The sequence below is a fragment of the Desulfitobacterium dehalogenans ATCC 51507 genome (assembly GCF_000243155.2).
Classification (GTDB): domain Bacteria; phylum Bacillota; class Desulfitobacteriia; order Desulfitobacteriales; family Desulfitobacteriaceae; genus Desulfitobacterium; species Desulfitobacterium dehalogenans.
On the sequence record NC_018017.1, the window covers coordinates 2,195,124 to 2,209,011 of the forward strand.

10 protein-coding genes are annotated in these 13,888 nt (G+C 48.7%); all 10 read right to left on the reverse strand.

Annotation, left to right across the window (positions count from 1 at the left end; genetic code table 11):
* Positions 1-6: 6 nt before the first annotated feature.
* Complete coding sequence (locus DESDE_RS10660) at positions 7-972, reverse strand: AAA family ATPase (RefSeq protein WP_014794020.1); 966 nt, start codon at positions 970-972, stop codon at positions 7-9.
* 68 nt (positions 973-1,040) lie between these two features.
* On the reverse strand, positions 1,041-2,873 hold the full coding sequence (typA, locus tag DESDE_RS10665; protein ID WP_014794021.1) for a translational GTPase TypA: 1,833 nt from the start codon (positions 2,871-2,873) through the stop codon (positions 1,041-1,043).
* Positions 2,874-2,980: 107 nt separating this feature from the next.
* Positions 2,981-3,142, reverse strand: coding sequence for a hypothetical protein (locus DESDE_RS22045; RefSeq protein WP_169314438.1), 162 nt, complete (start codon positions 3,140-3,142; stop codon positions 2,981-2,983).
* 615 nt (positions 3,143-3,757) lie between these two features.
* Positions 3,758-4,009, reverse strand: a complete 252-nt coding sequence (gene hfq, locus DESDE_RS10670; protein ID WP_014794022.1) for an RNA chaperone Hfq — start codon at positions 4,007-4,009, stop codon at positions 3,758-3,760.
* 34 nt (positions 4,010-4,043) lie between these two features.
* Positions 4,044-4,988: a tRNA (adenosine(37)-N6)-dimethylallyltransferase MiaA gene (gene miaA, locus DESDE_RS10675; protein ID WP_014794023.1), complete on the reverse strand. Its 945-nt coding sequence runs from the start codon at positions 4,986-4,988 to the stop codon at positions 4,044-4,046.
* Positions 4,985-5,824 carry a class I SAM-dependent methyltransferase gene (locus DESDE_RS10680; RefSeq protein WP_014794024.1) on the reverse strand — a complete coding sequence of 280 codons (840 nt, stop codon included), beginning with the start codon at positions 5,822-5,824 and terminating at the stop codon, positions 4,985-4,987. Before DESDE_RS10680 ends, miaA begins: the two co-directional genes overlap by 4 nt.
* 12 nt (positions 5,825-5,836) lie before the next feature.
* A complete protein-coding gene (gene mutL, locus DESDE_RS10685; protein WP_014794025.1) occupies positions 5,837-7,885 on the reverse strand; it encodes a DNA mismatch repair endonuclease MutL in 2,049 nt (682 codons plus the stop codon).
* Positions 7,882-9,207 (reverse strand): histone deacetylase family protein, encoded by a 1,326-nt coding sequence (locus DESDE_RS10690; RefSeq protein ID WP_014794026.1) that lies wholly within the window; start codon positions 9,205-9,207, stop codon positions 7,882-7,884. Before DESDE_RS10690 ends, mutL begins: the two co-directional genes overlap by 4 nt.
* The gene (locus tag DESDE_RS10695) at positions 9,204-10,883 is read right to left on the reverse strand and encodes a hydantoinase/oxoprolinase family protein (protein WP_014794027.1); all 1,680 of its coding nucleotides are present in this window, start codon (positions 10,881-10,883) and stop codon (positions 9,204-9,206) included. The genes DESDE_RS10690 and DESDE_RS10695 overlap by 4 nt, the downstream gene beginning before the upstream one ends.
* Positions 10,884-11,055: 172 nt before the next feature.
* Positions 11,056-13,608, reverse strand: coding sequence for a DNA mismatch repair protein MutS (mutS, locus tag DESDE_RS10700; RefSeq protein ID WP_014794028.1), 2,553 nt, complete (start codon positions 13,606-13,608; stop codon positions 11,056-11,058).
* Positions 13,609-13,888: the final 280 nt, after the last annotated feature.

Genomic DNA, 13,888 nt, shown 5'->3' on the forward strand with positions numbered 1-13,888 from the left:
TTCCTGTTACTTTAAGTCTTCATCCTCCAGGCTCAAATCACAGGGTAGAATCCCCATGAGTTCTTCACGGGATGAAGTGGATTTTTCATAGAGTCGTACGGCCTGTTTGCGAATAGCTTTCTCCACCATATTGCGTACTAAGCGGGCATTCCCTGCATAAGGGTGGGAATTCAGGACTCCCTGCAGCATAAAGCGGAAAGCGTCACGGGCATCAGAGGTGAACTGATATTGGCGTGTTTTAAGCATGGAGTCCCCAATGCTCAGCAGCTCTTCGATAGAGTAATCAGGGAAATCAATATGGATGGGAAAGCGGGATCTTAAGCCGGGATTGGTTTGTAAAAACCACTCCATCTCGTGTTTATAGCCGGCTAAGATGAGAATGAGATCATTTTTATGATCCTCCATGGCCTTCACCAAGGCATCAATAGCTTCTTTGCCGAAATCCTTTTCTCCCCCTCGGGCTAAAGAATAGGCTTCGTCGATAAAGAGAATCCCTCCCAAAGCCTTTTTGACCATGTCCCGAGTCTTTTGTGCCGTATGACCTATGTATTCCCCCACGAGATCCGCTCTCTCACATTCAATAATATGTCCTTTTTGCAGAACATCCATTTCCTTAAAGAGCCTGCCGATTAAACGAGCCACCGTGGTTTTACCTGTTCCAGGATTGCCTCGGAAAATCATATGAAGGACCAGGGGTTCTGCCACCAGTTTTTCTCGTGTCCGTCTCTTTTGGATCTCTATGTAAGCTTGAATCTCGTAGATGAGACGTTTGACTGTGGTTAAACCAACGAGGGCATTGAGTTCAGCAATGATCTCAGCCGTGGTGCTGTTTTCCGATGAATGTTGAGTTACCTTTCGTCCACGGGATAATTCAGAAGATGAATCCACGATGGCCGCTGTCTTGTGAGTCCGCGGTGTTTGAACGATCGGAGGCTGATTTTTTTCCCTCGGAAAGGTAATACGTATTGCCATAAGATGTGACACCTCCCGTCTTTACTACTATACGCAGAAAGACGGGAAAGGTGTCCTTAATTATTATCTCATTTTGCGCTGTTGGAAGCCAGGGATTTTGCATAGCGGACACGGGCATTTTTGTCGAGATACTTCTTCCGCAAGCGAATGCTCTTCGGGGTGATCTCTACCAGTTCATCGTCATCAATATACTCCAGGGCCTGCTCTAAGGTAAAGATTTTTGCCTTCTCTAAACGAAGAGCTTCCTCGGCATTACTGGAGCGCATATTGGTGACATGTTTTTTTCGTGCCACATTGACTTCAATATCCTGCTCCCGGTTGCTTTCCCCGACGATCATTCCTTCATAGACCTTGGTGCCGGGTTCGATAAAGGTGATTCCTCTCTCTTGAGCAGAGTGCAGCCCGTAGGTTGTGGCTTCTCCTGTCTCAAAAGCTATTAAAACCCCCCGGCTTCTGCCGGGAATTTCTCCCTTAAAGGGTTCATAACCGTGAAAGACATGGCTCATGATCCCCTCTCCCCTGGTTTCGGTTAGGAAATCTCCCCGGAAACCGATGAGTCCGCGGGCGGGAACTTTAAATTCCACCCGCATTTGGGTCTGAGAAATATGGGTCATATTGACCATTTCCGCCTTCCGTTTCCCCAGCAATTCGATGACCGTTCCCATGGAGGTTTCAGGAATATCGCAGATGAGATATTCAATCGGTTCGCATTTCTCTCCATCCACGGTTTTATAGATCACCTCAGGCTTGGAAACCTGGAGCTCATAGCCCTCTCGGCGCATGTTCTCAATTAAAATGGATAAATGGAGCTCGCCGCGGCCGGATACCTTAAAGGAATCTGCCGAATCCGTTTCTTCAACCCGGAGGCTTACATTGGTCTCAATCTCTTTATATAAGCGTTCCCTCAGTTTACGGGAGGTAACAAATTCCCCTTCCAGTCCGGCAAAGGGGCTGTTATTAACAATAAAATTCATAGTCAACGTAGGCTCATCCACTTCAATCACCGGCAAAGCCTCCGGATTGCTGGCATCAGCTACAGTTTCCCCAATATTAGCGGTAGTTAAGCCTGTGAGAGCCACGATTTCTCCAGCCTCTGCCTCCGGTACATCGATGCGTTTTAACCCTTCATAGGTATAGACTTTGCCGATTTTGGCCCGCTCAAAGCTGCCATCCCGTTTGATCAAGGTGATACTTTCACCTTGACGAACCTTACCGCGGACAATCCGGCCGATGACGATCTTGCCCACATAGTCGTCGTAATCAAGGGTGGTAACCAAAAGCTGCAGAGGGGCTTCCACATCCACACTGGGGGCAGGAATATGCTCCAGAACCACCTTGAAAAGGGGCTCAAAGCTATGGGTGAGCTGATCAGGCTCCATACCGGCCAGTCCATCCCGTGCGGAGGCGTAGATCACCGGGAAATCCAGCTGTTCATCATCGGCACCTAATTCGATAAATAAGTCCAGGACCTCATCCACTACTTCAGCAGGACGAGCATCCGGACGGTCAATCTTATTAATCACCACGATGGGAACAAGTTTAAGCTCTAAAGCCTTTCTTAAAACAAAACGTGTTTGGGGCATGGGCCCTTCGAAAGAGTCCACAATCAAGAGTACCCCGTCCACCATCTTCAAGACCCGTTCCACTTCACCGCCAAAGTCGGCGTGACCTGGTGTATCCACAATATTGATTTTTGTATCCAACCAATTGACCGCTGTATTCTTAGAGAGAATGGTAATACCCCTCTCCCTCTCCAGGTCATTGGAGTCCATAACCCGCTCCACAACATTTTGATTGGCTCGGAAGGTTCCGCTTTGTCTAAGCATCGCATCAACCAAGGTTGTCTTGCCATGGTCCACGTGAGCAATAATGGCGATATTACGAATATTCATTGATTTCATCAATAATTTCCCTTTCATGACTAAATTACACTAACTTTAAATATACCATGCCTTTATTATCTCTACAACACGTTATTTTTAGTTATATTTTCCGCGCTGCACTGAAGTTACATTGAAAAAGATCTGAAGGTTGATTCTCCAGGATTTTGCTTTACACCGGTCGCTCCATAAGCTGCGCGGACAAAACTAACGCTCAAGCTCTCCGCTCCGAAAGGTACCCCGCCAAATCGCTCCTGCTCAATGGCGGGTTGGAAACGTCCTGTTTCCAACCTTTCTCCGCTGCGTGCTTTTCGCGAAGTTTTGTTTCCGCTCGCTTAAATTCGCTCCCTTTTGTAAAGCAAAATCCTTGGGCTACTTTTCGGGTCTATGCCTGCAGGGCTTTGTGAATAAGTTACGCTAACCGAGCAGCTTTTTCCGTCTTTACCGACGCCGCTTGTGCGGCATGGTCGGCAATCCTGGAAACGACCCCAGAAAGTTCTCGCAAAAGGCCCCAGACTTCAAAAAAAAACTGAAAGAGACTCGCAAGGCGTAGCTTTGCGCACAAAAGGGAACGACTTTCACTGTGTATAAGGCAGCTAAGGCTTCTGCTTCGCTTCACTCACCATAAACCAAGCTTTCTTTAAGCGGAGGGGCGTTCGGGTCAACGAGGCCTTCTTAACATAGGCGAGCCATGGTTCACATCAGGTATTACCCTGAGGTTTGGCTCGACTGTTAAGAAGGCGAGTGGACCAGCCCCGGAGCTATGGAGTGACCGTTGTGCGTAAAGCTACGCGACCCGGACGACACTTCTTTTCATCCCCCAATTGATGCCGCTCAAGCTCCAAGCAATTCTGAAACACGAAAAAAGCCTGATTTGAATCAGGCTTTACCTATTGACCTTATTCTTAACGTTCTTCAGCCGAGGCTTGGGACGCAGCCATTAGATTAATGGGACGAAGAGGCATTACAGTTGAAATAGCATGTTTGTAGACCATTTGCTGTTTACCTTCAAATTCAATGACAACTGTAAAATTATCAAATCCGCGGACTAAACCTTTTAATTGAAAGCCATTCACTAAGTAAATCGTGACCGGCATATTCTCTTTTCGGACTTGGTTTAAAAAGGTATCTTGTAAATTGATGGGCGCTTTATTCATTTTTTTACCTCCACCACCATCTATTTCTATTTTCCTATTCTACACGACTTTGAATCCCTCTGCAAGTGTCTATCAAGAATTCAAGAATATTTGTCATATTCTCGTTATAAGTATCATGCCAAACCACTCGCGGATCCCTGCGAAACCAAGTGAGTTGACGCTTGGCGAAATGCCGGGTATCTCTTTGAAAGATTCTCATCATCTCCGGGAGGGTCACCTTGCCGTAAAGATAGAGCAAGGCGTGTCGATAACCTATGCTTTGCAAGGGCTTAAGCTTTGGGGAGTAGCCTTCTTGAATTAAATTCTGAGTTTCCTCGATCAGACCCGAGGCCACCATCTGCTCACAACGGTGATTGATTCGTTCATAAATAATGTCCCGCGGTGCGGTAAGCCCTACATAGAGAATTGAAGAAGCCAAAGGCGGATAAACAGTGTCCTGATGACCGCGGATTTCTGAAAAAGGCTTACCGGTTAATTGGCAGATTTCCAGGGCACGGATAATGCGAACCGTATCATTGGGATGGAGACGTTGGGCACTGAGCGGATCCCTTTTTTCCAACTCCTGGTGTAGAGCCTCTTTACCTCGTTCAGAAAGAAATGCGGTCCAGAAATTGCGAATAGGCTCTGAGCCGTGCTCGGCAAATTGAAAAGGATCGATTAAGGAACGGATGTAAAGTCCTGTCCCGCCGACAACAATAGGCACCTTGCCCCGGCTTTGGATATCCTGAATGGAGTGACGGGCCAAAGTCTGGAATTGGGCCACAGTGAAAGGTTCAGTAGGATCCAAAGCATCAAGCAGATAATGGGGTATATTTCCCTGCTCTTCTAAAGTTGGCTTAGCGGACCCGATATCCAGCTTACGGTATACCTGAACGGAGTCCCCTGAGATAATCTCACCCTGGAGGGCTTGAGCAAGGGCAACCCCGAGTGCTGTCTTTCCTACGGCTGTAGGTCCTACGATGATGACTAAGGGTTTCATGAACCTGCTCCCCCTTTGTGGATTATCCCATAGTCTATATGACTATAGTTCCCCCCTTCTCGAATAGAAAAACCCAAACGGCTAAATTCCTGACTTCCTTTTCTCTCTTTAAGAACAACCCGTCTTTTGGCTATGCGGCAGGCCTCTGCAACAGCTTCACTTTCCAAGGAGCAGGAATTGGCAACCTCATGCAAAGGACGGATGGATGCGCTTTTTTCCCGGGTGTGGCGGAACATGGGGTCAAAGTAAACCACATCCGCAAAGGATGAAGGATAGCGGGCCAGCAGTTCAAGATGATCTCCCCAAAAAACTTCAATGCGCTGAGCAGCTTCTGATAAGGCCTGCCAGGCCTTGGCCTTGTCCAGATTTTGGACATGAGGGTAATCCCCTTGAGCTAAGGACCGTAACCCATCTTTAACAAGAGCTGCTAAAATGGGAGAGTGCTCTATACCTATGACCTTTCCCTGTCCCCTTACCTGCATGGCCGCTACTAAAGCATCCGTTCCCAGCCCTAAAGTGGCATCTAAAAAGACATCTCCTCCTTGCAGTCCGGTCGCCTCCAGAAAACGATCCCCTTCTCCTCTGAGGATCTGCAGGACCCGCAGCAAAGCCATACTGGGATGAAACTGCAATCGATTGCCCCCCGCTTCCAGATAGGTTCCTTTACGGGAAATATGGAGGAGGGGATACTTTGGTTCTTCGACCGTTTTTTCCAGGAACTTCTTTTGAGGGGTTAGCAAGGTAACGCCAGGTTGCTCTGAAAACCAAAGGGACTTTGCCTTTAAATCCGGATCCTTGGGATGGGTGATCTTGAGAATTACTGTTGAGTGGTTCATTAAATGCTGCTCCTAACTACGATAAAAGCGGTGCTCCAGCTCTTCTTTAGTGAGTTGAATCATGGTTGGCCGGCCATGGGGACAGGTATAGGGGTTCAGGGTTTTACTCAATTGAACGATCAATTGCTCCATTTCAAAATGGGTCAGGTTTTCCTTGGCTTTAATGGACTCTTTACAGGCCAGCATATAGATCCACTCCTCCAACAATTGATCCATGGTTGGAGGAATATGATTGAGCAGGACCTGGTCAAGGAAGTCCCGCAGGAGATGCTCCCCTTGGTAGGGGCCGCTATAGGCTGGGATGCCGCGCAGGAGATAGGTGCGTGTTCCAAATTGCTCAAGAATAAATCCCATATCGTTGAGTAGAAGGAAATGCTCCAGCAAAGCCTCTTCCTCCCCGGGGGTAAACTCCATGGGCAGTGGAATCAATAACATTTGACTGTTTCCGGGATTTTTTTGGTGTTCTGCCAGTAGGCGTTCGTAATTAATACGCTCATGGGCAGCATGCTGGTCAAATATGACAAGCTGTTCCCCATCTGTGGCCAGAATATACGTGTTAAAAACCTGCCCGATAGGCCTTAAGGCCAGAAGAGGGCTTTGATCTTTGATGTCATCGGTGATTCCATAGTCCTCTTCTTTAACCAACATTTCCTGCTCAGCGGTTGGCGGTGTACATACCTCTTTTCCCACTGAATAAATATCGGGCTTCTGGAGGGAGTTTTTTAATGTATCATGTGATTCGGGGAAGAATTCAGAAGGATGCTCTTCTTTCTCTCTGCAATGCTCATTAAGGGGCAATGGAGCTTTGAAATTAAAGTCCCTTGTAGGATTCTCCCCTATCTCTATGAACTCTCGCCAATCTATTGCGCTATTTTGCGGAGCGGAAATCCCTTTTGCAGGCTCTGAAGGTGCGTTGCCAAAGGGTTTATAAGGTATAGGTGCAGTTTTGCTCTGAGACGGGCTCTGAGGGCCTTTAGGGATGAAGTTCAAGGCCACCTGGGCAGGCTTGTCACTGCCGGCGGGGGGGTTTTTAGGGGCTGAGGAATTCTTGACAAAGGGTGCTATGGGACGGGCCTCGAGAAGAGTCCTGCGAATGCTGTCGGCAATAAACTCCATCAGTTCTCTTTCTTTATGGAAGCGGATTTCCATTTTAGTGGGATGGACATTGACATCGTACTCATGGGGTGGGATATGCAATTTCAATACGGTGATGGGATAAAGTTTAGAAGGAATCAAGGTATGATACCCTTCTGAAACAGCACGGCTGATACTGTTGGAACGGATAATCCGCTGATTAACGATCAAGGTCTCTCCTTGTTTAGTGGAACGAACCAGATCCGGCGGACTAATATAACCCTCCAACTGCCAATCTCCCAGTGAGCAGGATAAGGGCAAGAGACGACGGGCCGTGGCTTGGCCGAGGACTGCGCCTATGCTCTCCAGCAAATGTCCTTTTCCCGGTGTTTGAAGGACAAGGATTTTAGGATGCTTCAGGGTAAAGGAAACATCAGGCCGGGCTAAAGAAAGCCGCCCGATGATATCGGAGATTTGGCCAAATTCCGTGTTTTTGGATTTTAAAAATTTACGCCGGGCAGGTGTATTATAAAATAAATCATCGACCGTGATAGTGGTTCCCGGAGGACAGCCGGTCTCGGAGAACTCCAGCTGCTCCCCTCCCAGAATCCGCAAAACCCTCCCGGAAATTTCCTCGGGCGGACGACTGATGATTTCCAGCTTGGAGACGGAAGCAATGCTGGGCAAAGCTTCACCGCGAAAACCAAGAGTGAGTAAATTGCTTAAATCATCAATGCTGCGTATTTTACTGGTGGCGTGACGCAGGACGGTTAGGGGCAGATCGTCGGCAGGTATTCCCTGTCCGTTATCCTGGACCCGGATCCTTTCCACACCGCTTCCCTCTATGATGACTTCGATTAGAGTAGCCTGGGCATCCAGAGCGTTTTCAATCAGCTCTTTCACCACAGAAACAGGGCGCTCCACCACTTCACCGGCAGCGATTTGATTGGCAGCTTGTATGTCCAGGATTTGGATTTTAGCGGTCAAAAATGAGTTACCCCCTTATCCAGATGCCAAAGCTCAACCTCATTATTTCGTTGATCTTGGAGTAATACGGATGTTTTGCGCCCGATAAAATGCTCCCATAAATCATATCCCGCCTGGGTGCATTGTTGGCAAGCTTCAAAAGGAATCCGCACTAAGGCAAAAGTATTGCCTGTTATAGTATGCTGGCTTTCAATGAGCACCGTTCCGCCGCAATGACTGCACTGGCGGATCCAGTCTTTACGTGCCTCCCGGAAACCTTCCGTATCATAATATACGGAGTGAGGAATGTAAACCCATTTCCCCGAGGGAAGAAAACTATCGGTGCGGATGGTCCAGTCCGGCTTAGCCCGGCGGTATTGCTCTTTCAACTCCTTAAGGAAGCCCCGGAAGGCATTGGAGCCGCTGTGGGGATGACGAGGTTTTTGGGGCTCGATCACTCCCTGATAATCCTCTCCCGCTAAAGCTAAGACAATGGCCAGATTCACATAGGGTAAGGCTCCTTCAATGGAATATCCTCCCTCCAGGACAGCCAGGTCCGGATTGAGCAGCTCTGTGATTCTTCCATAGCCCCGGGCTGTCACACTCATGGAAGCTAAGGGATCGGTGAAGTGATTGTCCTGACCGGCCGAGTTAATAATCAGATCCGGTTGGAAATCACGAAGCTTAGGGAGAACCCAGTTTTCCAGGACATGGTGAAGATCTTCATCCCCGGTACCGGGGGGCAGAGGAATATCCAAGGTAGTCTCCCAGGCATTGGGTCCGCCTTTCTCGTAGATAAAGCCGCTTCCGGGGTAGAGAGTCCGTCCATCCTGATGAATGGAAACAAAAAGTACATTGGGATCATGATAAAAAATATCCTGTGTACCATCTCCGTGATGAACATCCGTATCCACGATAGCCACTTTTTTTATCCCATAGAAGGTACGAAGATGATTAATCAGTATCGCTTCGTTGTTTAAGGTGCAGAACCCTCGATTCCCTAAGACCGTAGCTCCTGAGTGGTGACCCGGCGGGCGCACCAGGGCAAAGCCATTATGGATCTCCTTTTTGGCCCATGCCTCTCCCAGAACCAGGGAACTTCCGGCGGCGATCAAATGAGCATCTAAATCATGACCTTCCGGGGAGGGAAAAATCCCCTGAGTCCGTTGGACATCCTTTAATGAAGCAAGACCTGGAGAATACCGTTTGATCTGGGGTAAATCCATGACCCCCTCTTCAAACAATTGTTCTTGGGTATAAAGGAGTCTTTCCTCCCGTTCAGGATGGGTATCTCCTAAAGACCAGTCAAAAGCGGGGAAAAATAATAATCCTGTATGCTTCATACCTCAAGCCTCCCGACCACTCCGGGGGGAACAACCACAGAACCCCGGATTATTTGACCAACTGTTTCGTAACCTTTAACAACTGGGAAAAAATCAAAAGGTTGGGTCTTAAATTCCAGTTCATTAAGATCTAAACCAATGCTTTGGGCCCTTTCACGGGCAATTCCGTGCAGGAATTCCTGGATCTCCTTATGGGGACGTTTTGAACCCAGCCATTCCCTCTGTTCTCCGAATTCCTCAATTCGGTAGGAGCGGATCGTCGTATCCAAATGAAGGGTACAGGATAAGGTCGGCCGGGCTAAGGCCGCACCGATGGCATTAGAGACATCCGCATGTTGGGTAAAGCGTACAGGCAAGTGGACTTTGTCTTCCAAGGAAGGAGCGATGCCCCGGGCACTGCCGCCACTGACCCAGATATAAAAATCTTTGGCACTATGGGGGTGGAGAACCTCCCACACCTTATAGGCGGGTTCCTCTTGCCACTCCTTATGTAAGATAGAGAAAGCGTTGGCTACCTCTTCCGCAAACTTCTCTAAAATTTTCAGAGCTAATTGATGAAGAGCTTGGGGATTCCGGGCTTCCGGAGATAACAAAGAAGCTAAGCCTTCTTCAGCCCGGGCATAATCTCCATGCTCTACCCGTTTCAAATAGCGCATGGCATCGGTGGGGGTTGGGTATTCCCCTCCCAAACAATAGGCCGGGCCCTTGCGATAGGGAGCAAGGGTAAAGCCCTCAGGCACATCAGGTGAAGGCAAAACGGCAGAATCTCCTCCGACAGGGATGGAACGGGTGGCTAAGGTGGGAATCAAGGTCAAAAAAGGACCGATTTGTGCACCGTGAGCACTGAGGAGAGGTTCTCCCGACAGAATCAGGCCGATATCCGTGGTCGTTCCCCCAATATCCACTACCACAAAGGACTGCCGGGGATCCGTTTGGGCCAAAGCGCCAATGACGCTGGCTGCAGGACCGGAATTAATGGACTCCACCGGACGGAGCTGATCAATGGGTAAGATTCCTCCATCCGCTTTCAGAGCGGTAATCCCAGCCTTCGAGCCATTTTTCTCCACGGCCTGATGCAATTGGGAGGCGAATGTTTTAAAAAGGTTTTTGCTGGCGGTGTTGAGATAGGTGGTGAGACTGCGGCGGTAAAAATTGGCATGCCCCCATTCACAGCCCAAAGCAATATCCAGTTGGGGATACTTCTTGCTCAAAAACTGAGCTAAGCTATCTTCCAGAAGATTATTCCGGTGAGAAAACTTACTGACAACGGCTGCCTGATGGACGGATTCAAAATCCAGCCGGTTGCAAAGCCTCCGCCATTCCAACTCATCCGGGGGAGACACCTCCCTGCCCCGATAGTCGATTTCACCCATGAGTGCATGATAGGGTACAGGCCAGGGCAGAGCATCCAACCGCATACCGGAGCCTGGAAAGAGAAATAATTCTATAGGAGGCAATTTGTTTTCCAGAATGGCATTGGTCACCAAAGTAGTACTGACTGTAATCTGCTCAACAGGCTGTTTAAAGACATCAAGATGTTCCAGAGCATGGAGCAAGGTGTCCAACAAATTATCTTGTTGAGTAGGAACTTTAGCTTTATTGATCAGGCGATTGTTGTGAATAAGTACCCCATCAGTAAACGTCCCTCCGACGTCAATTCCAACTTGGTATGCCATAATTACCCTCCTCGTATAATTTACATTATTGTCCGGGTCGTGTAGCTTTACACACATCCGTTCACCCAAGCACTCCGGGGCTGGCATCATTTCGCTTCCACGCCCCTTCGTTGCCATGGGTTCTCTCCTGTGCGTAAAGCTACGCTTGCGGGTCTTTTATGAACCTACTAATCTAAATAGATTCAGATGCTTTAATGCGTTCTTTTAAATCAAACAAGTAGTCTAAGGCCTGCCTTGGGGTCAAATCCTCCAATGAAAGCTCGCCAACTTCCTGTAACAGCGGATCCAGGGGCTGAACCTCGAACAAGGACAGTTGGGTCATCTTCTCCCTATTCAACAAATGAGCTTGGCGGCTTTCCTTGGAGGAGGATTCCAATTCATGCAGGATGATTTTTGCCCTTTGCAAGAGATTCGCGGGCAGACCGGCCAATTTTGCCACTTGAATCCCATAACTGCGGTCGGCGCGGCCTGGAATAATCTTATGCAGAAAAACAATCTCTTCCCCATGTTCCCGAACCCCGACATGAAGATTAAAGATACCGGCATGAGTTTCTTCTAAATCAGTAAGTTCATGATAATGAGTAGCAAAGAGAGTTTTCGGTTTGTTCTCTTGACCGGCTAAGTACTCTGCTACAGCCCAGGCAATGCTGAGACCATCATAGGTGGCTGTCCCCCGTCCCACTTCATCGAGGATGATGAGGCTATGGGGTGTAACATGGCGCAGAATATGGGCTACCTCATACATCTCCACCATAAAGGTGCTTTGTCCTGAGGCCAAATCATCGGATGCCCCCACCCGGGTGAAGATATGATCGGCGATGGGAATGGTGGCCTGCTGTGCAGGGACGAAGCAGCCGATCTGGGCCATGAGGACGATCAGGGCTACCTGCCGCATATAGGTGGATTTACCGGCCATATTGGGACCGGTGATTAAGGCCAGATGTTTGTCCGGAGTCAAGAGGGTATCGTTGGGGACAAAGGAAGTATCCTGAAGCATGGATTCCACCACAGGATGCCGCCCCTCGATGATGGTGAGGCTCCCCTCCATCATCATCACAGGACGGGAATAATGATGGCGCACTGCCGCTTCCGCCAGACTGGTATAGACATCGATTTCGGCCAGAGAATGAGCAGCCTCTAAAATCCTGGCAGCATGCTGACGGACTTTTTCCCGGAGTTCCAGAAAGAGCTGATATTCCAACTGGGTAACTTTCTCCTCGGCACCCAGGATTTTCTGTTCATATTCCTTCAACTCCGGAGTGATAAAACGCTCGGCATTGGCTAAGGTTTGTTTGCGAATGTATTCAGGAGGGATGAGATGGGAATTAGCATGAGTCACTTCGATATAATACCCAAATACTTTATTATATCCCACTTTAAGGGAGCGAATTCCGGTCCGATCCTTTTCCATACTTTCTAATTTTGCCACCCAGGCTTTTCCTCCGGAGGATATGCTGCGCAGCTCATCGATTTCCTCTGAGTAGCCGGCTTTCAGCAAGTTTCCATCCCTCAAGGAGATCGGTGCTTCCGGGTTGATCGCCTGTTCCAAAGTCAAAGCTAAGGAGTCCAGACCTTCCAGGGTGGGGATAAAGGCTTGAAGGGGCTCTGATTTTCCCTCGGCAAGTAAAGCCCGGAGTTGGGGCAGAACCCCTAAGGTCTGGGATAAGGACAATAAGTCCCGGGCATTGGCGGTGCCATAGGAGACTTTTCCCATCAGACGCTCCAGATCAAAGACTTTGCTGAAAAGTTGAATAAGGTCCCCCCGCAAAAAGCTATCCTCAACCAAGGCTTCCACATAATCCAAACGCTTGTCAATGTCCTCTTTAAGAAGCAGGGGCTGCTCGATCCAACGCCTGAGCAGGCGACCCCCAAAGGCGGTCTTCGTAAAATCCAGAACGGATAATAAGGTTCCCTTTTTCCCCTGTCCGCGAATGGATTCCGTAAGCTCCAGATTTCTTCGGGTCCAGGGATCAAGAAGCATCCAGTGCTCAGGTCGATAGGCATTGACCTTCAGAATATGGGAAGGTTCAATACCGGGAGAGGTTTCCAGGATATATTGCCAAAGGCCGTTAGCGGCTTTCATCGCTGTGGGAAATTCCTGAAACAACTCCCTTTGTTCAGTAAATCGTTCTTCGAGTAAGGTGTGTTGATAGGTTTTCTTTTCGCGCTGGGTAAGATAATAAGGGCGCCAGTGCTTTGATTTGAGGAGCTCCGCTGGGAGCAGCAATTCGGAAGGACGAATCCGGGAAAGCTCAGTGGTTAATATATCTAAGGATTGAGTCTGAAAAACCGTGAATTCCCCTGTGGAGACATCCACAAAAGCCAATCCCCATTCCTGATCATGGTAGACCGCGGCTAAAAAGTTATTGGCTTGCTCTACTAAGGAATCCGTTAAAGTACCTGGAGAAATGATCCGGATAATCTCTCTTTTCACGATCCCTTTGGCGGTTTGGGGGTCCTCCACTTGCTCACATAAAGCTACTTTATAACCGGCGGAAACCAGCTTCACAAGATAGCCCTCTACGGCATGATGGGGAACACCGCACATGGGAATCCTTTCCCCTCCTCCGGAATCACGGCCGGTTAAGGCAATTTCCAGAATAGGAGCAGCGGTCCGGGCATCCTCACCAAACATTTCATAAAAATCTCCTAAACGGAAGAAAAGGATCGCATCAGGAGCTTGAGATTTTATGGATTTATATTGTTGCATCATCGGTGTGGTCATTGTTATAGACTCCTTAGAGAGAAACTTTGTTAGTAGGTGATGTGCAGAAAAACGCTACATTGAAAGCTCCGAAGCAGATTCTCCAGGATTTTGCTTTACACCGGTCGCTCCATAAGCTGCGCGGACAAAACTAACGCTCAAGCCCTCCGCTGCGTCGGGTGCACCTGCGCCGCTAAGTAATCTCTGTGGCGTGGCGGCTTGGGCGAAACCCTCACCCGGGTTTCGTGGCTAAATCGGCTCCTCGAAAGCACTGCTTTCGCACTTGTTCTCAATGGCCGGT